This is a genomic window from Pseudoalteromonas sp. McH1-42, assembly GCF_022347845.1.
GTDB classification, from domain to species: domain Bacteria; phylum Pseudomonadota; class Gammaproteobacteria; order Enterobacterales; family Alteromonadaceae; genus Pseudoalteromonas; species Pseudoalteromonas rubra_D.
This window is the reverse complement of the sequence record NZ_JAKRFU010000001.1, coordinates 424614-448503: the sequence shown is the minus strand read 5'-3', so window position 1 is coordinate 448503 and position 23890 is coordinate 424614. Positions and strand designations below refer to the sequence as shown.

The window sequence follows — 23890 nt, the reverse complement described above, 5'->3', positions numbered from 1 at the left end:
GGGGGAAATTCATATTAAAGTGTGGCAGCAATCGTATCGGCCTGCTTGAACTAGATTGAAAAATGCACATACTCAAATAAGTAGAGTATGAATGATGTTTTGACAGATTATGGTTGATAAGCTCAAACAGGTAAAGCAGCTCAGAATCAAGCTACTGTTATTGTTAGCTGTTGTGTTTGTGGCACTGGCAGCCATAGTGCCGTTTGTGATCTCCAGTTTAAATGAACGCAATGACCTGAATTCACATATCGATTCAATCAAAAAAATAACCAGTGAAATCATCTACTATGATGAAGTCCTGACCATGTCATCGCGGATGTACACCTTTACCGGGGATGAAAAATGGTCACAGCGCTATCTCAATATCGCTAACACACTCGATAAAACCTTGTTAGAAGCCAAGGCGTTAGATCCGGCGATTGCTGACGCGATAGCGAAGACCGTGCAGATAAACACACAACTGATAGAAATTGAGACTCAGGCTTTTGCTTTAAGCCGTGCCGGTATGCAGCAGCAGGCTCAAAAAATACTGCTGGATGAAACTTACTTCGCACTCAAATCGCAATATCAGGCAACCGTTTTTGCTGCTCTGGATAAAACCAGGGCGCTTAGTGAGACTGAATTGGTAAAACAAAACGAAGTGAAAACCAGCATTTTACTCTCCTCCTTAATTGTATTGACCTTGCTATTTTTGGTTTTCATTGCTTATTTATACCGGCACAACAAACAAGCTGACGCAACGATGGAAGCTTTGCTTAGCTCACTTAACGGCTCGATAGCGCAGTTAAAGGCGACTTCGGAAGAGCTGACATTGGCAAATAAAGCCAAGTCGCAGCTATTGGCGAACATGTCGCACGAGTTCAGAACGCCAATCAACGGTTTGTATGGAGCCCTTCAGCTGTTGCGTAAAGAAAAACTTTCAGCTGAAAGTAGCTCTTTGCTGGATACGGCGACGATGTGCAGTGAAATGCTCTCGACCCTGGTAAATGACATTCTTGATTTCACTCAGATGGAAGCGGGCAAGTTGCAACTGGATATCGGTGAATTTGAACTGAACAAAGTCACCAGAGCTGTGGAGCATATATTTCGTCACGAATGTGAGCAGAAAAAACTGCGTTTTGAGTACAAGTTTGATGTAGCGCAAACACTAAGAGTGGGTGATGAACTGCGTCTTAAGCAGGTGCTGATAAACTTGCTCAGTAATGCGGTTAAGTTTACTGTGCAGGGCCGTATCTCTCTGTCTGTGGTCGCAGAGGCAAACTCAGAGTGGGTTGATATTGTGATCCGTGATACCGGGATTGGTATGAGCAAGAGCGAGATCACTAAACTCTTCGAGCAATTTGAACAAGGTGATGCATCACCTACCCGGCTTAACGGGGGGACTGGACTGGGCCTGGCAATCGTTAAGTCTCTGGTCGATGCCATGGAGGGAAAAATTGACATTACCAGCCAGACTGGGGTAGGTACCAGTATCAAAGTCTCTTTGCCACTGCAACTGGTTGATGCTCAGGAAGATGTGAGCGGTAATCATGGCCAGAATGTAAATGGAGAAGGCTTGTTGCAGGGCTTATCGGTGCTGATTGTTGAAGATAATGCGGTGAATCAAATTATCCTTCAGAAAATGCTGGTGAGCCAGGGTGCCAAAACGGCCGTGGCAAGTAATGGTCAGGATGCAATAGATAAAATGAATTCAGAAGTCCGTTTGGTTCTGATGGACATTCAGATGCCAGTGATGGGCGGCATAGAGGCATTTCAGGTCATCAGAAATCAGTGGCCAATCGTGCCTGTGATAGCGGTAACCGCCAACGTGTTTGATAGCGATATTTCACACTATGCGGATTTGGGCTTTGACGCCGTTGTGGCCAAACCCATATCTCAATCGGAACTGACTGATACCATTCTTACCAATTGTGTCTGAAAACAGAGCCGCTGTCGGACAGCGACTCATTTTGTTAATCGAATGGTTAGAGATTAATTTGCAGCAAATTCTACGCGAAGTGTCTGATTGGCACTCAATGCGCGGAAGGTATACTCACTGACAGGGCCAATATCAACTCCGTTGATGATGACTTTGCTGATGTGCGCACCGGTTGCCGGCGTAAAGTAGAAGGTCTTTCCTTCGTTTGGTGCGATGAGAACGTCGCCATAGGTGTCTCCGTGCGGTGACACTTCACCTAAGTGTTTAACTTTAGTTGCTTGTGCGCGTGTGATCAGTTTCCAGGGATCATAGTCAGGCTCCTGCGTGCCAGGTGCGCTGCTGGCGTACCATTTAGCTTCGAAATATTGTCCGTTGTGGTAAACCTGGTCGCCCTTGTAGTAAATGGTGCCTGCGCTGTATGTTGGGCTGGCGCCCACGCTTTGTACTGTTACCACCTTACCATCATTGAGTGGCGCGGGGTGTCGCATCCACTCAACAATGTCTTTAAATGGTACAATCCGCACAACAGGTTGGCCGTTTACTTTCAGGCTCAAGGCGTACTGAATAAACTCCTCGATCGCTTCCTGGCGTTCACGAAATAGCGTGGCGCGATCACCATTGTCATAGGCTGATGCATAAATGTCGGCGTGGGCACCAAACATTAATGGCGCCCGGTTGCCCTGCAGGCGCAAGTGCAAGTTATGTTTAAGTATAGCCAGCACCTCTTGTTTGCTCATGGCGCCACCGACCCACATATTGGTATCAAAGCCGACCATCTTACCGCCCTGTGGTTTTTCAAAGACATTGGATGGCAGTTGCCAGAGCCCGGCGAAGTGGCCAACATCGGGTTTGCCTACACGCTGGGTGGGTGTACCTTGATCCAGCGTGTAGGGCCAGGGGTTATTGGTGCCATTATAATGCTGCCCCCAACCTTCTTCTATGCTGGTATCATAGACAAACTGGTTAGCTTTTAGTGCAGTAAACAAGGCGTTATTGTGATTAAGGTATGGCGTTCTGAACCCGGTCATATCGCTGATGGGGATCCCGGGGCCAGCGTTGTCGTTTGGTGCGTCATCCTGCTCATTGGGATCAAAAGGTTTATTAAGCCAGGTTCGTGTCACGAGGATTTCTTCTTCCCACATTTGTTCTGAAAAGTTCCCCGTATCTGGCCCGCCATCATGATGACTCCAGGTATGGTTGCCAATCTCGTGGCCATCCAGCCAGGCATTACGCCAGGCGCGTTTTATACCCACAGGATCATTGGCAGAAGAGTGAATGTAGGCCGCGGTGTTAAAAAAGCTAAAGCGAACTGGCGCCCCATCATAGGTGGCGGCATTATTACTGCCCGGTGCATTTTGCAGGTGACGGGTATAGCCGGTTATCCAGTCCATCCCTTCCTTAGAGCCATTGTCATCAAAGCCGATAGACACAAACAAAGGAACCTGGACCGGGCGCAATGCCGCAGGTGGCATCTGGCTCCATGGTTGGTTATCTGAATAGTCATAATTTTGTGTCTCTGCGCTGTGGGCTATGTCTGTGTAGGGTAAAGGTGCAGCTTCAATGCCGGTGTTCTGGGCCATAGAAGGGTGGGAAAAAGACAAGCCTGATAAAATGCCAAACGTTAATGCTGAAAGTGTAAATTTCATGGCGATTTCCTTTTAATGAGTTAACGCTAAGAGTTGTATTCAGTGTACTCAAAAGGGGTATTTTGTGGAGTGATTTCGTCTTGATTCAGCGCTCTGTTTGATGTGCCACAAACTTACGATGAGAAATAATATAATCAAATTAATCATTGATTTAAGTCAATGCGGATGGGAAAGAAATTGCGCGTTGATTGGCAGCAAAGCCACCGGGCGGTGCACTTTGCTGATGGGGTAAATACGTGTGCTTGTTTAACCGAGCTTGCTTAACTTGGTGATAATATTATCACTGGCTTGTTCAACCAAATCGAGCACCAGTTCAAATCCGTCTCCGCCACCATAATAGGGGTCGGGCACTTCGTCATGAGGCTGCTCACCGTAGCGTAAAAACAACGCCAGTTTGTGCTGGTATTGCCCGGGGCATTTAGCGTGCAGATCGGCCAAGTTTTGCTCATCGGCGCACAGGATCAAATCAAAATACTCAAAGTCTTGTGGCTGAACTTGTCTGGCCCTGATTGATGACAGGTTATAGCCACGCTTATGCGCGGCTGCTGCACTGCGCCTGTCAGGTGGGTTACCCTGGTGATAAGCAATGGTACCCGCAGAATCGACCTCAAGATTGAGTCCCTGTTGCATTGCTGTGTGTTTTAATACCGCTTCCATCGTGGGAGAGCGGCAGATATTACCCATACAGACGACTAATACTCTGGCCGGCTTATTATTATGAAGGAAATCACTCATAGAAGGGTCCTTTTACGGTTAATCCAGGGCTGCCCTATCAAAGCAGCCCAAAGTACCCCTCATCATATCAGACTTTTATGGCAATACCTGGATCAATCACAGGCTCTCATGTGGGCCAAATACTTCGTACAAAATCCGTGAGTTATCAACGCCCAGCGTAATCAGCTGTTGTTTGATGTCAGCCATGAAAGGCGTTGGGCCACACAGATAAAACTCTCCATGTTCAAGGGGCAGTGAGCTACTCAGCGGCGCAAGGCGCATACGCCCTGCATGATTGTTTGTACAGACAAGGTCGTTCTGATTTTCTTCCAACCAGGTATGGACGGTGAGCATCGGCAGTGATTGAGCCGCGCTGGTCAGTTCAGTGTGAAAACTCTGTTGTGCCGGGTTGCGGCACGCATGAAGGAAGTACAGGGGCAGATTAAATGCCTGGTCTACCAGCGTATGTAACATTGACATCATGGGCGTAATACCAACCCCTGCGCTGATTAATACCTTAGGTGCACGTGTTTGCCTGAGTACGAAATCCCCCGCAGGCGGCATAACGTCAAGTTCATCACCTTCACGCAAACGATGTAAATAGCCTGAAACCAGATTGTCCCGTTTGACGGAAATGCGGTAAAACTGCGAATTGGAGGTATGAGATAAAGAGTACTGACGGATCTGCTGATGGCTTTCTCCCGGGATACGACATTGAATGGCAAGGAATTGTCCTGCCTGGTAGGGCATTACGGGTTGCGCATTAAGGGGCTTTAGATAAAAACTCTTCACCAGTTCAGATTCGCTGACAATTTTGCTGATGTAGAAACGACGTGTGCCTCGCCAGCCACCATTGAGCTGTTCAGCTTGTCGATAAATACTTTCTTCCTGAGTAATGAACAAATCGGCCAGGAATGAATAGGCTTCAGCCCATGCTTGTTCTATCTCTTTTGTAAATTGGTGCGGAAACATTTCACGTAAAGTGGCGAGCAAATGCTCTCCAACAATGGGATAGTGATGTGGTTGTATGCTGAGACTGGCATGTTTATGGTTGATCCGGGCAATAGCTTCAGTCAGGACCTCAGGTTGATCCAGGTAGGTTGCATAGGCGGCCAGGGCATTGAAAAGCGCAAACTGTTGTTTGCCTGAACGTTGGTTGCTGAGGTTAAAAATATCGAGCAACTCAGGGTTGTGAGCGAACATACGCTGATAAAAGTGTTCTGTAACCTCAACACCAGCGTTAGCCAGTAAGGGAATTGACTGTTTAACCAGGGTAATTGTTCGTTGAGAAAGCATAAAAACTCCTAATGAAATCACTTTGCAGTGAAGTGGTATAGATACATAAAAATGAGAAAATTAACCACGACGTCCATCTGCGCGCTTGCGCATCAGCATGGGGCCATAGATAAAGACAAACAGCGCAAAACCGGCAGACCAAATCAGAGCACTCAGTTGCCAGGCCATATGTGGGCCTATGTGTTCGCCAAGCAGGCTTCGGATCAGTGCACTGAGTGCAATAAGAAGGAACGCCACTGAGATCAGAGGATGCGGTGTTAAAGGGCGGGCCGTATGGCCCAGTGCTACCCGAGACATCATTGCCAGGATCATCATGCCCATACCGCCCACAGTGATCAGATGAAGGGCATCTTTGGCTTGCCAGACACTGCTAAAGTAGGCTGCGCCGAACCCAACCAGGCCTGCAGCCATCATCAGATAAGCCAGATACAGGGACCAGAGTAGGGGCACCGTGAATATGCGGTACTGAAACCACATGACAGCGCGAATGAGGTGTAACAGTCCAGCCAGGATAAGCAGATAACCAGGTACAACAGTGAGCTGTAGAAAATGGTGAGCAAAAAAACCGCCAAGACCAGTCAGTGACACGAGCATGAGTAGCTTATCGAGCTTTGGTGTGCGCTGCTGTTGCGGTAATCCCAAACCGCGAGAGATAAAAAATGGCACGACGCGACCACCCAGTATGCTGATCAGCAATGTAAAACCTAACACAGCCATTTGACTAAGCAGGCCCGCCAGTTCAAAAGCGTGCTGACTGAGCATCACAATAAACACCAGGTTCAGTGTTGCCAGCAATGCCAGTACAGGCACAAACAGGTAATTTTTGTTGTTATGTACCTGAAGCACTACCCAACTAAAATGGCAGATGGCAATCAGCCAGAATGCACCTTGTAAGATGAGCAGCCACAGTAGTGGCTGATCAGCGCTGAATGCGACAATTCTGGCGCTGATCCATATTATGCAAAGCCCCAGCAAAGGCCAGCCGTTCAGTGTACTGACGCCTGTCCAGTTCTTCGCTGCTGTAAATAAAAAGCCGATTGCAATGGCGCTGGCAAAACCAAACAGCATTTCGTGCGCGTGCCAAAGCGTAGCAGGGAAGGAATTAGACCAGCTAAGATTGCCAGTTAGTATGGCAAACCAAAGCAGCATAGCGATACAAGCCCACAGGCTGCCAAGTAAAAACAGCGGTCTAAATGCCAGCATAAGCAACGGAGTATGCTGAAGCTGGTACCATTTTGCAGAGTCTGACATTGGTTCTTCGAGGTTAAGCAGGGTCATTAGCGCACCTCCAGTCCAAGGTTGTACTGGCACAAACAGCGTATCACATAGCTGATTTTAAGCAGGGTTGCGAAGACAATTGTACTGACGTGAGCCGTAATTTGTGCCGACAAAGACAAGTAGTGGTCGAAGGCATAGCTGGCAAGTACTGCAAGTAAAAAACCAGTCAGGCTGAGCATCAGGCACTGGTTGGCATAGGGAAGTGTTTGGCGATAATGTTTCATAGGTACCTTTACATAGCAGAGTGAGTCAAACTGGTTATATAAAGGGCATGAAGCGTGCCAGATTTAATTTTCAATTAAAACAATAAGTTGTTGATTTATCATTTGCCTTGATGGGTCATAATGACCTACACTGTGTGGGTCTATAAAACTTTAATAGGTCATTTTGACTTGGATCAGAGAACGTTATCGCATTTGCTCGGTATCAGTACCGAGTTGGCACAGCAACTTCCCCGCCTGAATGAGGGAGATGTCAGCGTGTTTAGCCACGCTTTGGTACGCGCGGTACAGAGTGTGGTCACAGCCGATGCCATCGCAGTATTACGCTGCGAGCAGGGGATTGCTTTTCCGCTTGCATGCTCGGGGCTTGCGCCTGAGGCGATGGGGAGGCGTTTTGTGATCAATGACCACCCCAGATTGGCCGCCATAGCCAGCGCGACACAGCCCAAGGTTTTTGCTGCAGGTTGTGACTTACCAGATCCTTATGACGGACTTTTACTGGCCACCACCGGGGTTTTGCCAGTACATGCTTGTATGGGCTTTTCGCTTTATCAGGATGAACAGCTACTTGGTATGATCACCTTTGATAGTCTTACCCCCAGTGCTTTTAAAGAGGTGGCATTGCCTATGTTAGCGATGTTGCAGTCGCTGGTTGCGGCGCATTTTGCAACGGCGCTGAACCTGGCAACCCTCTCTGAGCGGGCCCGACTTGGTATGGCGATGCTCAGAGAGATAAGCCATCAGCGCTTTACTATGGTAGGAGAGAGTGAGGTGATGCAAAGGCTCAAGCAGGATATTGATTTGGTCGCTAATTCTGAATTGAGTGTGTTGATCCAGGGAGAAACTGGCACAGGCAAAGAGCTGGTGGCACGGCGTATTCATGAGCACTCATCGCGCTGTCAGGGTCCTTTTGTCCAGGTTAACTGCGCCTCTTTAAGTGAAAATCTGGCCGAGAGCGAATTTTTTGGTCACCGCAAAGGGTCGTTTACCGGTGCTGACAGACATCGCGAAGGTAAATTTCTGGTTGCTCATGGCGGCACTTTATTTCTCGATGAAATAGGAGAGCTGCCTCTGAGTATGCAAAGTAAATTGCTGCGGGCACTGCAAAGCGGCGAGATTCAACCCGTTGGCACGGACAAGCCCCAGTATGTTGATGTGCGGATCGTTGCTGCAACCAACCGGGACTTGCGTCAGGAAGTCGAGGAAGGCCGCTTTCGGGCCGATTTATATCATCGCCTTAGCGTCTATCCGTTGCAGGTTCCGCCTCTTAGAAGCAGAGCGCAGGACATCGAGCCCCTGGCGGGGTTTTTTATTGAGCAACTGCGCAAAAAACTGGGTGTCCGCCAGTTGGTGCTCTCTGCGCGCTTTCTTAAGCAACTAAGAGAACATGACTGGCCTGGCAATGTACGTGAGCTGGAACATGTCCTCAGCCGTGCTGCGCTGAAGGCAAAGCATCTTGCCCGCGAGGAGGATATTGTCGAGGTTGATGTCATGCATAGTGTTCAGTGGCGTGACAATGGCACGAATGCGTTAGCAGTTGATCAGGATAAGGGTGTTGCATCTGTGCAACTCTCCTCAGCACAAACGCTCAAGGCAGCCACAGAAGCGTTTCAGAAGAGCCTGATCAAGGCTCGTTTACAGGCTAATGCACTCAACTGGGCTGCAACGGCGCGTGAGCTGTCGGTTGATCGGACAAACCTGGTGCGTCTGGCAAAACGTCTGGGAATAGAAACAGTCAAAAAGCTGAATTAATCATCTACGGGTGTTTTTAAAAATGAAGTAACGAAATAAGGACTGTTATTCGCAATGAAAATTGTTCTTACTAAGTTTATAAGTTGTTTATTTTAAAAGAATATATTAAGTAATTTATTAGTTTTAATCGGTCTTGCTAAGTTGTGATTTTGTTCTAGTTTTATAAGGCGTCTAACTATTCCTTATTGAGGGGGCCCTATGCAGGGTAGCAAGCAAGTAATAGCAGCACTAAATCAGGTTTTAACACTCGAGCTGACATCTATTAACCAGTACTTTTTGCACGCACGCATGTGGAAAAACTGGGGCATTGAAGAGCTCAATGAGAAAGCCTATAAAAAATCCATCAAAGACATGAAGCAGGCCGATGATTTAATCGAGCGGATCTTGTTCCTGGAGGGCCTGCCAAACCTTCAACACCTGGAAAAACTCCGTATTGGTGAGCATACCGAAGAAATGCTCAGTTGTGATATGGCGTTTGAAATGGAGCAACTTCCGGTGTTACGCAGTGCCATTGAGTTGTGTGAAAAAGAGCAGGACTATGTCAGTCGCGAGCTGCTCGAAGATATCCTGGAATATGAGGAAGACTATGTCGATTGGCTGGAAACCCAGCAGTTCCTCATCAAAAACTGCGGCATAGAAAACTATCTGCAATCGCAAATTGAGGAGTAAGACATGCAAGGTTCTCAAAAAGTAATTGATTTACTCAATAAGCAGCTGACCCTGGAGTTGTCGTCAATGGACCAGTATTTGGCTCATTCTAAAATGTACGAAGACTGGGGGCTGTCCAGGTTGCACCACAAGCTGGCGCATGAGTACGAAGAAGAGTTGGATCATGCAAAACGTATTACTGAACGCATTTTATTCCTTGAAGGCACGCCTGATACTGCTTCAAGAGCACCGATCAAAGTCGGTGAAAATGTACAGGAAATGCTGGAAAACGATCTGGCCGCAGAGATTACAGTTAAAGATCACCTGAAAAAGGTGATTGCGGTGTGTGAAGAAGAGCAGGATTATGTGTCGCGCGAGATGCTCGAAGCACTGCTTGATGACACGGAAATGGATCATATTTACTGGCTGGAACAACATATTGGCCTGATTAAACTAATCGGCTTACCTAATTATATTCAGAGCCAGATGTCAGGTGGGGATCCTACCTGAGCATAAGGCAACAATGCTATCTATAAGGAGGCTTTGCCTCCTTTTTTCATGCCGATTTTAAACTCAGTCTTGGACTTGCCAAACGACGTATTCGCAGGGATACTTGCCGCCATGACAACAGGTGGCATAGTGCCCCGAAACGGAGAAGTAAATTGGAGAGACAGGTCGCCTGCCTGATTGAGGCATGTAAACAGCTGGGGTTAAGATATGAATGCATCGACCAGGAACAAAACCTGGTACGGGTATACTTTAACCACGGCGTCGAGTACTTTGAACTAAATAAAACCCCGTTTAACTCCGAATCCATCTATGGTATATGCAGGGATAAAATGCACTCATATCAGGCCTTTAATCAAGTTGTCGCTATGCCTGACACTCTTTCATTTCTCGATCCAAATGTACCGGATGAGTACAAGCACTATCTGCAATATCAAACCATGGATGAGATTGTTGTGGCCGTCGAGCGCCAGTTTGGTTACCCCGTGGTGGTGAAAAGTAACAGTGGTGCGCTGGGGATAAATGTCCATTTGTGCCACGATCAAACATCGCTTATTGCCGCCTTTACTGAGATATTTAACGGCCAGTCAAAACACTATGATTATCTTGCGTTGGCGCAGGCATATGTTGAGAACAAGGCTGAATATCGTCTGGTTTGCGGTTTTGGTGAACCTTTACTGGCATATAAAAGAGGGATGGCACAGACGTTTAATGTGCGCTACTGGGAAAAGAATGAAGTGGCTACGCTTGAGCAAGACGAGGCCTTGATCACTGCCTTGTTTGAGTTTGTTAAGCCGGTGTTTGAATTGGCAAATATCGGATTCGTTGGCTTTGATATTATTCTCGGCCAGGATGACCAATTTTATCTAATTGAGCTGAACTCCTCCCCTAAATTCAATCACTTGATTATAGATAATCCAGAGCTTGGTCCCTCGGCGGTCGCCAGCATGTACAAAAACATGCTGCTTAAGCTAAATAATCGCATCGCTTAAGGCTAAACTGTTGGTAATCCTGTCAACGTGCCGAGCTGATTGATGAAATGGTTAAAGGACATAGACAGCAGTTTTGACAAACTGCTGACCGATTGTTATCAAAGACGCGAAATGGAGATGGAACTCCATGTGAACAAACTGCGCTTTTACGGACTGATTGCTTTGTTTGTTACAGAGCTGGTGATTGGTTTATACAGTATTGGCTGGGACACAACGCTGGTTGTGGTCGACTTGCTCACTATCGCGGTGGTGATTGGCTGGTGTGCACTGGTCGTGCGCTGGGCCAGTTCTGAAGGATATAAACCCTGGCTAAAATATGTGTCTATTCTGTTTGATTACGCGATCATTCTCGTCGTTTCTCTGGAGGTTGAGTCGTTAGACGTTTTTAAGCACTTTTTGCAGGACCTGCACCAGACTGAATTCGAACTAATGCTGGTGAGTGCGCTACTTTTGTTCAATATTATGAGTGCGTTTCGCCAGGGTAAGCTGATTATCTATTACTCTACTTTGTGTTGTGTCGTGACTGGCACACTGGTGTTAGAGCACAGTCACACCGCCAGAGCGATTGAGATCCATGAACAAGTAATCATGATCTGCTCCGGATTTCTTGCCTGGTCTCTGTCTAGTTACATCACCGGAACCTATACTAAATTACGCCATCGTGAGCGGCTCCTGCGCTATCTGCCTGAGCAGCTGGTTAAAGCCGTTGAGCGTGGTGATATAGACATTGAACCCGGCGGAGAGAAGCGTAATGTCACAGTATTGATGGCGGATATTCGGGGCTTTACCCGGCTTTGCGAGCAGCACGACCCAGAAGTGATAACGCAGTTGCTAAATCGTTATTTTTCCCGAATGAGCAGCGTGATTTTCATCCACAGAGGTATGATAGATAAATTCATTGGTGACGCGATTATGGCCGTGTTCGGTACACCCCAAGAAGAAGAGAACAATGCCAAAAATGCCATTGAGGCCGCCAGGGAAATGCTTCAGGCACTGGAGCTGCTAAATCAGGAGTTTATTACAGAAGGGTTGCCTGCCATTAAGATTGGGATTGGTATACACAGTGGCGTTGCGATAGCGGGTAATGTCGGGAGTAGCAGTTGTATGGATTATACTGTGATTGGCGATACCGTTAATGTCGCTGCACGCATTGAGAGCAAAACTAAAGAACTGAAGCATCCACTGCTTATTAGTGAGCAAAGTGTGCTGCAGTCGCAGCTTACGCAACTCAAACGGGTTGCTAAGGTGGAGCTCAGTGGGCGCAGCCAGCCGATAGAGGTTTATCATTATCCCGACTAAAAAGATTGATAAGGTGTTGCACTAAGCAATCTTTTTGAAATAGTCTAACTTTAAATAATCAGTTACTTAACGCGCTAATTTATATGGAACGGATACTGTTAGCTATTCTACTTTGCATTTTGTCTGCCAGTACGTTTGTTTACGCGGCGGAACGGCCAGTGCTACGTATTTACCATGATTCTGACTATAGCAGCCATAGCGCGTCGGCAGAGGCCATGAAGATGGGCTTTAATAGCGCGCTCAGGGAGCGTGATTTTGAGGTTCAGGGGTTTAAGCTGCAGTTACTCGAAAAAGACCACCGGGGTAATAGTAATCGTAGTCTGCTGACTATGAGGCGCTTTTTGCAGGATGACAGTGCATTACTGGTCCTTGGCGGCTTACATTCACCTCCCTATATAAAGCATCGTGAATTCATTAATCAGCAGGGTATTTTGCTGTTGGTCCCCTGGGCTGCAGGCGGGCCGGTAACCCGTTATCCGCACGACAACAACTGGGTGTTTAGATTGTCGATTGACGACATCAAAGCCGGAGTGAGGCTGGTAGAGTTTGCTAAGCAAAAGCAGTGTCGCTCATCGCATATGTTGCTGGAGCGTACGCCCTGGGGGAAGTCAAATTATCAGACAATAACCCGCACATTGGGGCAATCGGAAGCCCCCGTGACCTGGTTTAACTGGAATATGAAAATGAATGCCACCAAGATCATGTTGCGAGAGATTGTCGCTGCAGGTCACGATTGTGTCATATTTGTGGGTAACGCACTGGAAGGCAAACAGTTGGTTAAAGCCGTTGCGCAAATACCACAAACACAGCGCCCAGCCATTATCAGCCACTGGGGTATAACAGGCGGTAACTTTTTTACGCAGGTCGCTGATGAGTTGCGCGCAGGGACCGACTTACATTTCTTACAAAGCTGTTTCTCTTTCCAGCAAAAACCACATTCTGAGTTTGCCGCTAAGGTCTGGCAGCAGTTAGTGGCTTCATATCCTGATAAAGTGATTAATGGCCAGTTTATTCAGTCACCCGCCGGGTTCATTCATGGCTATGATTTAGGTCGGGTGATGCTCAGTGCGCTTGACCAAATTGCCTTAAGCGGTGACGTTAAAAAAGATAGAGCGGCGTTGCGTGATGCACTGGAGGATTTGAAAAAGCCAGTTCAGGGTTTGATTAAAGTATACAAGCAGCCTTTTTCTCGCTGGACAAAGTCACAGCCCGACGCACATGAAGCTCTGGGTCTCGATGATATCTGTATGGCTAGCTATAACGCTGATGGTAGTATCAAGGTGCTAAACAACCAATGAATAACAATGCCGTGAAGTCGCTATTTAAAATGAGCTCCGACAAAGCATTCTATGCATTTTTGTTGTGCAGTCTGGTTTTGTCTGTGTCTTTAAGTCTGGTTATGCTCAGTAACCATGCTGATACCGCCATTAGGCAGGTGCAAACTGAGGTCCGTCAGACCGAAGCACGGTTAGGGGTTAGTAATCTGGGACAGTTTTTACGTACCCGCCTGGTACTCCTTAAAGATCTGGCGCAATATCCTATCCTTGCCAATGGCGTTATGGGGTCAGACATCTCTCGGGCTTCTTTGTCTGACTTTCTGGCTGAGTACCGTATCCTGGGTAAAAAGGAGCCTATCTCTTTATACAATGTCCTTGGCGAGCCTGTGTATCGTAGTAGTCAGGTGTTAACCGCAGAGAAAGAAGAGCGTGAATGGCTGGAGCAGTTACTTGATGGCCGGCTGTCTCACGCCGTGATTTTGCATCGCAATGAGCAATTATTTAGTTTTGTGATTGCTGTGCCCATTGAATATAACGGTTTCACGGAGGGGGTGCTGGTTGCTGAGTTTGATACAGATCTGGCCAATCTTCTTGCGCTGGATCTGAGTAATCAGGCGCTGGCAGTAGAGTTGTCTGGGCAATGGGTTGGCTACAGCAATGCGGCACCCGATGCTGAGTACGTTGAGCTGCACAATGCTCAAATACAGGGCACAGACATTCATGTCAGTCTGATGATCAGTCAGTCCACCATAGATGATAGCGTCTTTGATTTTATTGTTGAGCTGGGTCAGGCCATTTTTATTGGTTTGTCCCTGTCATTTTTGCTTTTACTCTTTTTTGGTCGTCAATTGCTACTTAATCCGTTTAAGCGACTTCAGACGTCAGAGCAAATGATCAAGAAAAGTGAAGAGCGCTTTAAGTTAGCGATTGAAGGTAGTCACGATGGGATCTGGGACTGGGACATTGAAAGTGGCGATGTATTTTATTCACCGCGCTACAGGGAGTTATTGGGTTACAGCGCATCAGACCACACTGGTTTTCCCGATCGTTTTGAAGTACTTGAGCAGCATTTACACCCAAAAGACAGAAGCACGACATTCTCTGCTTTGCAGGAGCATTTGAATGGCAATGGCGGCTTTGATGTTGAGTTTCGTTTGCGGACCAAACAGAACGATTACCGTTATTTTCGCTCGAAAGGGCTGGCACTGAGAAATGACTCCGGAAAAGCCATTCGTATGTCAGGTTCTTTGACTGACATCACAGATCAAAAAATGTATCAGGAGGCATTAAGTCAGGCAAAAGAGCACAATGATCTGCTTGCTTATGCCATAGAGTCTTGCGATGTGGGCATTATTATTTCAGATGCCAAAGTACCGGGTCTGCCACTGACCTTCATCAACAGCGCGTTTACCTCCATTACCGGCTATGGTGAGGAAGTACTGGGAACTAACTGCAAGTTTTTGCAAGGTGAAGAAACGGCGCCTGAAGTGGTTGCCAATATGGTAGAGGCGATTAAAGAGCGCAAAGCACACCGCACCGTTATTCTTAATTACACTAAACTGGGTAAGCCATTTTGGAACAATTTGCACATTGCTCCGGTGAGCAACGATCAGGAAGAGCTGGTGGCTTATGTGGGGATTATTCAGGATATTTCTGAGGAAATTGCACAGGAAAGGGCGCTCGCCGAGGCTAAGAGTCAGGCAGAGCAGGCTAGTCGGGCAAAAAGCGAGTTTCTTGCCTCTATGAGCCATGAGATCCGCACTCCAATGAATGGGGTGTTGGGTATGCTCAATTTACTGCTCAGTAATGAGCTCGACGAGCAACAAACACACAGAGTTAAACTGGCTATGAGCAGTGCTAACTCGCTGCTTAACCTGATTAACGACATACTCGATTTTTCTAAAGTGGATGCGGGTAAACTTGAGCTGGAAATGCTCGACTTTGATTTGCGGGGTATGTTTGAAGACTTTGCCGAAGCCGCTGCGTTACAGGCCCAGTGTAAAGGGCTTGAACTGGTTCTGGACACGCTAGACATCGAAGAAAGTATGGCTAAAGGCGATCCGAGCCGGATCCGCCAGATCCTCGCTAATCTGGTTGGTAATGCCATAAAATTCACTGAGCAAGGTGAAGTCATCATTCAGGGGAAACTGACGGAGCAGGATGATAATGTGCTGCGCCTGGACTGTGCCATTACGGATACTGGCATAGGGATCCCCAAAGCAAAAAGTGCTGCCTTGTTCGATTCATTTTCTCAGGTTGATTCGTCTACGACGAGAAAGTACGGTGGAACGGGGCTGGGCCTGGCAATTGTCAGAAAGCTTTGCCAGCTGATGGGCGGTGATGTCTCGGTTCGAAGTATTGAAGGTGAAGGGAGTACGTTTACCTTTACTGTGCTGCTGGAGAAAAGTGCTCAGTCAAAACAGGTGCTTCCAGACCTGGATATGTCTCAACTTGAGCTACTGGTCGTTGACGATAATCAGACCAACCGAACTGTTTTAGGTCAACAGCTCAGGCATTGGGGGGCTCAGGTATTTGAATCTTCCTCCGGGATTGCTGCGTTAGCCGAGTGTGAAAAGCGCCATCATGATGGTGAGCGTCGAATGTTTGATATTGCATTACTGGATATGCAGATGCCTAATATGGATGGTGCACAATTGGGTAAAACCATCAAAGAAGACAAACGCTTCCAGGGGATCAAACTTATTATGATGACCTCGATAGGCCATCAGGGAGATGCGTCCTTTTTTGCTGATTTGGGCTTTTCGGGGTATTTTCCCAAGCCAGCAACAACCGAAGATCTGTTTAATGCGCTATCAGTGGTTGCTGATGATGGTGAGGCGCTCGCTAATGCCAAGCCTTTGGTTACGACTCATTATCTAAAAAGCATGAAAGATCCGCATCAGGATACAACACCGGTAAAATGGGCACCAAAGCCACGAATCTTGTTAGCAGAGGATAATCAGGTTAATCAGATTGTGACGGTAAGTATGTTGCAAAAGCTCGACATTGAATCTGTCGATGTTGTTAGTGATGGTAATGAGGCACTGCGTAATCTAAGAGAATATCAATACTCAGAGGGGTATTCGCTGGTTCTGATGGACTGTCAGATGCCTGAAATGGATGGGTTTCATGCCACCAAAGCCATTCGCAAAGGGCAGGCGGGTAAGTCAAACATGGACATTACGATAGTGGCGCTCACCGCCAATGCGATGGTGGGTGATGAGAAGAAGTGCCTCGAAGCGGGTATGAATGATTATTTAAGTAAACCTGTATCAATAGAGGCTTTACTGACTTGTCTGAAAAAGCATCTGGACTATGAGCACATAGTAGTAGAAGAATAAAAAGCGCCATGCAATATACGTAATTAGTTTGTGCTTGGTGACCTGACCCGTGTACAACTGCATGAAAAGTAGATGGTTTAGACACTTTGGGCTGTCAGTGCAAGTTACTAAGCTGGTGAGTGCGGTGTAATCATGTGTTGGAAAATTAATGAAGATACTTAAGTTAGCTGCTGTTGTTTTGATCTCATTTTTTGTTGCCGCCTGTGGATTTTTTAAGAAAGAGGCAATTGCTTGTGAACTCATAGGCAGTACCTATTTCAACGAAGTATCACCCAATTTGTATATTGATCAAAGCATCGATAGCCAGCAACAAGTGAACCTGGCTCATGCTATTCAGACTGCTGTAGAAAGAGTGTCCCATGTTTATGGTGCACCTACTTCTGACCCAAGAATTATCGCGACCGCAGAAACCAAATATGCAAAATTTGGGTTTAACCCGACTGGCATGCAAAGTACTGGCTTTTTTAGAGAGTGTATTTTTCTGGGTCCAAAAGGGCTCAATGCAGATGTTGTCGCCCATGAGCTTGTCCATGCAGAAGTCAGACACAGAACAAACCTGTTTGTTGAGCTCACTCAGTTACCTGCCTGGTTTATTGAAGGGACAGGGATCCTGGTAGATTATCGTGCTCCGTTTTTAGCACAAAACATCGACCTGAAACATGATGAACTCACCGATATAAAATCGGTGTTTTATCTCAGTGATTTTCCAAACACTCAGGTTGAGTACTACCAGGCATCGTTAATGGCTGTTAAACCGATGAACCCAAAGGCTATGTACAGTGGCTTAGAAAGATTGAATAATGGAGAACAATTTGAGGACGTTTTTAACGAACTCTTTTAATAATTTAGCTTTGAAGCGCCACTTTCCTCAGTACCTAAATGGAATTGCGCCGAGGCCATTTAGAGTCGAGAGTTTATGTTAAAAGCGTTACCAGAAAAGTATTATCTTACCCACTTCTATGAATTGCAGGAATTTATCACAAAAACCAGTGTTCATTTGTTAACACCATCACAGCTGGCGCTGTTCTCAGAGCTGCGCGTTCTTGATGAGAATTGCCTGTGTTTGCTGCTGCGTATTATTAATCGTAAGCGGGTATTTGTCACCAGAGCTCAGCTGAACTACGCAGAAATTAAGGATACGGATGCAGCACTGAGAGACTTGCAGAACAAGGGGTTGATTAGTACAGCGCAAACGGGCGATACCAGTGTACTGCTGAATGAGCTGACGAAAGAGCAGTTGCAGAGCATTGTCGCCGAGCTGGCATCATCAGGAAATATAATGGGTGCTGCTCCGACTAAATCTGCAAAAAAAGCGCTATGGATAGAGTTCGTCCAGACACTGAGTTCAAGTTTTGATCTGACTGGTACATCGGTGTTTGAAGCGCACATGTGTGCACCAATCAAAGTGGATTTTGAATACTGGTTGTTTCTGTTTTTTGGCAAGCTCGGAGGCACTTTACAACAGTTTTCATTACGTGATCTGGGTGTTATGCAAACACGTGAAGGCATCTCGACGGGCAACGCACATTTCTCTGAACTGGCAGAGGCGCAAAGCGCTTATTTTTATCTAAGCCAATGTAAAGGCCTGAATAATTTAGACATAGAGGGTAAGGCGCTGTTGGCTGAGCAGATCTGCCAAGCGCAGGTGCCAGCTGCTGAGGGGCTAATGGCTCATGCCAGGCGAGATGATCTGACACACAAGCTGGCTTGTCAGCTGGAGCCAGATAAACCTGAGCTCGCAATGGCCATGCTTGCGCTTAGTAACCATCCAAAGTCTCAAGAAAAGTATATTCGTGCCTTATATGCCGCAGGGGAACATGATGCTTGCCGGACTCAGCTGGAAGCGGTGCTGTCCTGTCCTCAAAATGAAGAGTTGCTGTTATTTGCCGAAGATTTCTCGGCGCTGAAGTTTACCACCAAGCGTACCTCTGTACTGACAGATATGCTGCGCCAAAGTGGCCCACCTATCGCACTCGATGAGGCCTATGTCGGGTATCCTGAACAAGGGGCAATTGCCTGGTATCACCGCCAGGGCAGCAGAGCTTACCACGGTGAAAACCAATTCTGGCGCATGCTATTTGTTTTAGCCTTCTGGCCTGTGCTTTATGAATCTACAGCCAGTGCGGCAAGTAATGAATTTGATTTAACGCCGCGAAGTTTGAAATATAATCAGTTTTATGAGGTACATAGCGAGGAGATTGAGCAGATCCTAGGCACAATCTTGGATAACCAGAGTTTATTCGATTGGCTGCTGCGTCAGGCCACTGCGCACTTTGGCAAGCCGAACAGGTTGGTCTTTTGGCATCGCTCAACACTGGACCTCGTGTTGATGGTGGCCCAGATTATTCCTGTCACTGCACTCAAAACACATCTGCTCGCAATGTGTAAAGATTTTAAAATGCTCAGGGATGGTTATCCGGATCTGATCTGTATTAATGGCGATGATGTCTCATTTGTTGAGATCAAAGCACCTGGAGATAGTCTCAGGCGCAATCAGCTGGTGACAATAAGGCGGCTCATGGAGTCCGGGTTTAAGGTGGATATTCAGCAAGTTTGCTGGCAGATAGCACCACAACAGGCTTATGTCGTGATCGACGTTGAAACCACTGGAGGTAAGAAAGAGTTTGACCGTATTACCGAAATTGCGATGGTGAAGGTCGTTGATGGTCAGGTCGTTGATCAATGGCAGAGTCTGGTTAATCCAACACGTCGGATCCCTAAATACATCACTGAATTAACGGGTATTAGTAACGAGATGGTCGCAAATGCGCCCTATTTTTCTGACCTTGCTAAGCAGGTAGATGACTTTATGCAGGATGCGATATTTGTGGCGCACAATGTGAATTTTGATATGGGCTTTATTAAAGCGGAATTTGCCCGTCTTGAACAATCCTTTCAAAAGCCTAAGTTGTGCACTGTTCAGCAGGCCAGGAAGTGGTTGCCGGGATTGAAATCATACGCATTAAACAAAGTCTGTGCTGAACTGGGGATTTCGCTGACTCAACATCACAGAGCCATGGCCGACGCGCAGGCAACGGCAGAGTTATTTATTATGATTAACGCTCAACGGCTTGCTCAGCAACAGCAGTCTTCATAACTAAAGGCGTGGAGGGGATGCTTGTTTAAGATGTTTCGTGTACATTTCTCGCCATGTTCTGAGTGAGCTGTCGCTAGCATGTATAAAAAGTATTTTGTGTATTCTTTATTGCAGGTGTCCTGGGGGTTGTCTGCAATACTGATTGTATTCGCCATTACGCCCAGTTTGATTGCGCTGTCCTTACCAGCCTGGTCTATCCCTGTGTATCTGTTGCTCTCCAGTGCCATCGCATTTGCAGTGTATGGAAGAGACAAAGCGTTGTCTAAAAAAGGCACAGAGCGCATTTCGGAACGTGTGCTTTTAATCGTGTCTGCCAGCGCATTACACATGGCGACTTTGCAGATCATGTCGGTTTTAAGGCATAAAACCATCAAGCTTCCATTTTTACTAAAGTTACTGATTCTACATCTGCTTCAGGTGATTGTTTTTGTGTGTGTGCTGATCAGCTATTTGATGTAAAGACAAGCGCTGAATTGAATCTGTCTGGGGTCAGGAGAGTGACAGGGAAAGGCCTGTCACTAGTTGATTATAGCAATTTGCTTAATTAAGTGTGCTATTTTGAGGCGAGAAAATATAGTCGATAACCAGGCAAAAATTTTGCTATTTAGTTGTTCTAAATGAGAAATTTTTAACGCCGTTAGCGTCATATTTGCTCCTTCAAATAGAACAGGTATTAAGTGAAATTGGTATTAATTGAGTTTTAAGTCAAAGTCGTAGTCCAGCTCGTCCATTAAAGACCAGCGATGCTGTTTGTTTTGGGTTCCTTTTCCGAGGATCCAGTAGTCATAGCTTTTATCTATTTGTCCCTGGCTTTTCTGTATGGTCAGCCAGGCATCAACATAACTCAGGATATCCAGGTTGCGTTTCGCAACAGCAAAGCCCACCGGGTATTTCAGCTGAGCCCCTTTAGGCACGACCACACCAAATTCGGGGTAGAACATGCTCCAGGCAAATCCCGCCTCTGCGCTGATCACCATGGCATCGAACTGTTCGTCAGACTCGAAGAAGGCCTGGTGGTTAGATAGCGCAGATACCTGAATATGCGGATATTTTCTTGCTAAATCCTGCATTAATGGGGTGTACTCAACGTGTGCAAGACGCAGTCCATTGTAATTTATTACCTGCTCTCGGGTTGCCAGCTGTTTAAGCCGGTGGTCTTTGGCAATTAGGGCCAACTGCAGTTCCAGGACAGGATCACTAAATCTGATCTGGCTGAGATCCGCCACGTTGATTTCCAGCCCTGACATAGCAATGTCAAAGAATCCTTTGTTCAGATATTCTGCAAGCTGGGCTTTTTTAAAGGGAATAAACTCAACTTTGACATTCAGATCTGCCGCCAGTTTGTGTGCCAGACTGATATCAAATCCGACTAGTTCACCTTTTTGATTGAAGTAACTGAATGGAACGTTATCGACCAGGTAACCTACTCTCAGTAAATTCCGTTTTTTGATCACCTCTATGTTCGTCAAAGACAGTTCGCCGCTTTGATAGGCTTTAGGCACATGATTAAGTACTTCCGCGGGAACCCGATCAGAGACCACCATATTGGCAATGATCTCATCCGCTGCCTGCGTATCACGGGCCAGATGGTTATTGGCTGTGAAGCTCAGCAGCATAAAAGCGGGTAGCAGGGCGCTGAGCAAAGTTAGGTAATACAGGGAGCGTATCCGCTTTAAATGTAGCTGACGCTTAGTATAAAATATGCTCAGTAGCACAAACGAAAAGATGTAAATCACAGTTGTTGGCGACACTATTTTAGCCGTCAGCACTGACATCGACAGATAGAGCTGATAACTGTCTGCCGGAATTTTCAGGCTGTCCAGCAGGTAAGGAATGGCGATATGTACGTTTGCAAAATAGCTCAGCATGGCAGACAGCGTAACGTTGGGGATCTGTTCCAGGGTAACCGGGCTGCCGGTAAGCCAGGCTGCAAAGGTAACAAACATCAAGGTTGTGAGCTTGCCGAGACTCGGAAAAGTATAGGCAATGGGCACCAGCACCTCTGCAATGTGATCTGACTCTTCATCACTGCGCTTTATTTTTGCCAAGTGCGCTTTTATCCCTTCAGTGATCACCGGAAGGACAATAAATACATTGCCCGTACTGAATGCGGTGATCCAGGCATTGCGCATCACCATAATGAGGTCGCGATACTTTACCGGGGTTAGCGCCGCGACTAGCATAGGCAGCAAGGCAAACATCAGATAAACACCCAGACAAGTGACCAGGACCAGATAAATTTGCAAGTTGTTTAACTCTTCCATGCTGATTGTGCCGGCAGTGCTGGCGGTCATCGCAAAGATCCCGATAGGAAAGAGTTTGATGATTTTCTTTGAGATTAAGGACAGCCCTTGCCCAACAACTTCTAACACATCCAGTAGGTTGTTCTTTTTCCCGTTGGAAATTAATGACAGCCCCAGTGCAATACAGAATATGACCAGTGCTGGCACATTGCCTTCAGCCATAGAAGCAAAAGGGTTAGCAGGAATGTACTGGCTGACAAAGTCAACGTCGGGGGCACTGGCGACCAATGCAGGAGAGAAAAAAGTGCCCGCATCATGGCTGGGTAAGGTAAGCGAAAACGCCCAGATAGCAGCCAGACCAACCAGCCAAAGGCTGATCATGACTGTGGTCGCCTTAATTAAAATAGACTTAACCTGATCCGGGTTAAATTTGCCCAGGCCGACCACCAGGCTGACGACGATGTAAGGGAAAATGGTGATCTGCATGAGTTTGACAAACCCTTCGCCGAGTGGCTTTAAAAATGCCACCCGTTCACCAAAAATAAGGCCACACACAATACCTAATAACAATGCCCAGAGCATCCAGTTAATGCTCCTTAACCAATCGATAATGAGTTTCATAATCCCCATGTGCGCAATAAAAAGAGCGAGATTATATTGAGGTTAGCTGAAATTAATCTGAATGCTTCACTGACATCTGGGGATTTTGCAATTGTAATACCAATTTGCTTAATTAAGTGTTCTATTTTGAGGCGAGAAAATATAGTCGATAACCAGGCAAAAATTTTGCTATTTAGTTGTTCTAAATGAGAAATTTTTAACGCTGTTAGCGTCATATTTGCTCCTTCAAATAGACCAGGTATTAAGTGAAATTGGTATAACTGGCTGAGGAGCACAATGCTTTAGGCTGGACCTCTGTGACCTCGTCTTTGAGGAGAGGGCTAAAAAAGCATGTTGTATAAGTCCAAACTTCGATAAACAAAGGCTTCGGCTGTGTGCTCGCATGATTACGAGCACTTTCTTACATCTGCTCTCGCAGAAAATGTAACTTCATTGGATTACAGCTGATAATCCTCGCCATTTTTGGCGCGATAGCATTTACGGTCTTGCTGTGTGACTAAGGCATATTGCACGCCGGAAACAAAGCTCATCCACATACGGCTGCCTGCTTCACCTTCTCCGGTTACGGCACTGAGGGGGGTTTCGTACTGAACATCATTCAGATGAGCACGGTCATGGTGGCGAGGCTCACAGCCAGTGTCAAAACTCAGCTCTATATGCATGCCGTCTGATTTTTTCAGCAACAGTGCACTGGGAGATTCACGATGACCGCATAAAGCAACGAATTGCTTAGAGTTTTTGAGACCACAATGTTGGCCATCGGCAAAGAACACCATTAAATGGTTGTAGTAAACGACGTAAGAGCTTACTTCTTTATGAGAGCCGAATTCTAAAGGACAATGCTGATCCAGATACTGTTTTGCAACGGTCAGCTTTTGACATTCTGTGCTGATGTTTTCTAATTCTGTTTGCTGAATTTGTGCTTTCATGTGTGTATTCCCAGTTACCAATGTTACCCGATATAAGCTTGCCTGTGTGCGGTGACGGCTTAATTGCCGGTCAAATCACCTGTTGTCGTCACAAGGCAAAATATCGCTACT

The 23890-nt window shown here is 46.6% G+C and carries 19 protein-coding genes; 11 read left to right on the top strand and 8 right to left on the bottom strand.

Annotation, left to right across the window (positions count from 1 at the left end):
* The first annotated feature begins 109 nt into the window (after positions 1-109).
* Positions 110-1918: an ATP-binding protein gene (locus tag MHN31_RS01635; protein ID WP_239443277.1), complete on the top strand. Its 1809-nt coding sequence runs from the start codon at positions 110-112 to the stop codon at positions 1916-1918.
* Positions 1919-1971: 53 nt separating this feature from the next.
* Here MHN31_RS01635 and MHN31_RS01630 read toward each other — a convergent pair whose 3' ends face one another.
* The 5 genes from MHN31_RS01630 to MHN31_RS01610 form a co-directional block, all read right to left on the bottom strand.
* Positions 1972-3564 carry a hypothetical protein gene (locus MHN31_RS01630; protein WP_239443276.1) on the bottom strand — a complete coding sequence of 531 codons (1593 nt, stop codon included), beginning with the start codon at positions 3562-3564 and terminating at the stop codon, positions 1972-1974.
* Between the two features lie 246 nt (positions 3565-3810).
* Positions 3811-4299, bottom strand: coding sequence for a low molecular weight protein-tyrosine-phosphatase (locus MHN31_RS01625; RefSeq protein WP_239443275.1), 489 nt, complete (start codon positions 4297-4299; stop codon positions 3811-3813).
* A 96-nt stretch (positions 4300-4395) separates the two neighbouring features.
* Positions 4396-5574 (bottom strand): NO-inducible flavohemoprotein, encoded by a 1179-nt coding sequence (gene hmpA / locus MHN31_RS01620; RefSeq protein ID WP_239443274.1) that lies wholly within the window; start codon positions 5572-5574, stop codon positions 4396-4398.
* Positions 5575-5634: 60 nt separating this feature from the next.
* Positions 5635-6852: an NnrS family protein gene (locus MHN31_RS01615; RefSeq protein ID WP_239443273.1), complete on the bottom strand. Its 1218-nt coding sequence runs from the start codon at positions 6850-6852 to the stop codon at positions 5635-5637.
* Positions 6852-7076, bottom strand: coding sequence for a hypothetical protein (locus MHN31_RS01610; RefSeq protein WP_125557445.1), 225 nt, complete (start codon positions 7074-7076; stop codon positions 6852-6854). Before MHN31_RS01610 ends, MHN31_RS01615 begins: the two co-directional genes overlap by 1 nt.
* Positions 7077-7244: 168 nt before the next feature.
* Between MHN31_RS01610 and norR the strand changes: the two genes are divergently transcribed.
* The 10 genes from norR (at position 7245) to MHN31_RS01560 (ending at position 20445) form a co-directional block, all read left to right on the top strand.
* Complete coding sequence (gene norR, locus MHN31_RS01605; RefSeq protein ID WP_239443272.1) at positions 7245-8825, top strand: nitric oxide reductase transcriptional regulator NorR; 1581 nt, start codon at positions 7245-7247, stop codon at positions 8823-8825.
* A gap of 198 nt (positions 8826-9023) precedes the next feature.
* A complete protein-coding gene (gene bfr / locus MHN31_RS01600; RefSeq protein WP_010380638.1) occupies positions 9024-9494 on the top strand; it encodes a bacterioferritin in 471 nt (156 codons plus the stop codon).
* Between the two features lie 3 nt (positions 9495-9497).
* Positions 9498-9983, top strand: coding sequence for a bacterioferritin (gene bfr, locus MHN31_RS01595; protein ID WP_010380639.1), 486 nt, complete (start codon positions 9498-9500; stop codon positions 9981-9983).
* A gap of 152 nt (positions 9984-10135) precedes the next feature.
* Positions 10136-10972 (top strand): ATP-grasp domain-containing protein, encoded by an 837-nt coding sequence (locus MHN31_RS01590; protein ID WP_125557443.1) that lies wholly within the window; start codon positions 10136-10138, stop codon positions 10970-10972.
* A 42-nt stretch (positions 10973-11014) separates the two neighbouring features.
* Entirely contained in the window at positions 11015-12271 is a 1257-nt protein-coding gene (locus tag MHN31_RS01585; RefSeq protein ID WP_138539116.1) for an adenylate/guanylate cyclase domain-containing protein, read from the top strand.
* An 83-nt stretch (positions 12272-12354) separates the two neighbouring features.
* Positions 12355-13569 carry an ABC transporter substrate-binding protein gene (locus MHN31_RS01580; RefSeq protein ID WP_275446706.1) on the top strand — a complete coding sequence of 405 codons (1215 nt, stop codon included), beginning with the start codon at positions 12355-12357 and terminating at the stop codon, positions 13567-13569.
* Positions 13566-16889: a PAS domain-containing hybrid sensor histidine kinase/response regulator gene (locus MHN31_RS01575; RefSeq protein WP_194868594.1), complete on the top strand. Its 3324-nt coding sequence runs from the start codon at positions 13566-13568 to the stop codon at positions 16887-16889. Before MHN31_RS01580 ends, MHN31_RS01575 begins: the two co-directional genes overlap by 4 nt.
* A 148-nt stretch (positions 16890-17037) precedes the next feature.
* Positions 17038-17730, top strand: coding sequence for a hypothetical protein (locus tag MHN31_RS01570; RefSeq protein ID WP_239443271.1), 693 nt, complete (start codon positions 17038-17040; stop codon positions 17728-17730).
* A 75-nt stretch (positions 17731-17805) separates the two neighbouring features.
* Entirely contained in the window at positions 17806-19986 is a 2181-nt protein-coding gene (locus tag MHN31_RS01565; protein WP_239443270.1) for an exonuclease domain-containing protein, read from the top strand.
* A gap of 78 nt (positions 19987-20064) precedes the next feature.
* Positions 20065-20445, top strand: a complete 381-nt coding sequence (locus MHN31_RS01560) for a DUF1294 domain-containing protein (protein ID WP_239443269.1) — start codon at positions 20065-20067, stop codon at positions 20443-20445.
* A 230-nt stretch (positions 20446-20675) separates the two neighbouring features.
* Here the strand turns inward: MHN31_RS01560 and MHN31_RS01555 are convergent, their stop codons facing one another.
* The 3 genes from MHN31_RS01555 to MHN31_RS01545 form a co-directional block, all read right to left on the bottom strand.
* Positions 20676-22850, bottom strand: coding sequence for a cation:dicarboxylase symporter family transporter (locus tag MHN31_RS01555; protein ID WP_239443268.1), 2175 nt, complete (start codon positions 22848-22850; stop codon positions 20676-20678).
* Positions 22847-23065 (bottom strand): hypothetical protein, encoded by a 219-nt coding sequence (locus MHN31_RS01550; protein WP_239443267.1) that lies wholly within the window; start codon positions 23063-23065, stop codon positions 22847-22849. Before MHN31_RS01550 ends, MHN31_RS01555 begins: the two co-directional genes overlap by 4 nt.
* Before the next feature lie 222 nt (positions 23066-23287).
* A complete protein-coding gene (locus MHN31_RS01545) occupies positions 23288-23779 on the bottom strand; it encodes a malate synthase (RefSeq protein ID WP_239443266.1) in 492 nt (163 codons plus the stop codon).
* Positions 23780-23890 lie beyond the last annotated feature (111 nt).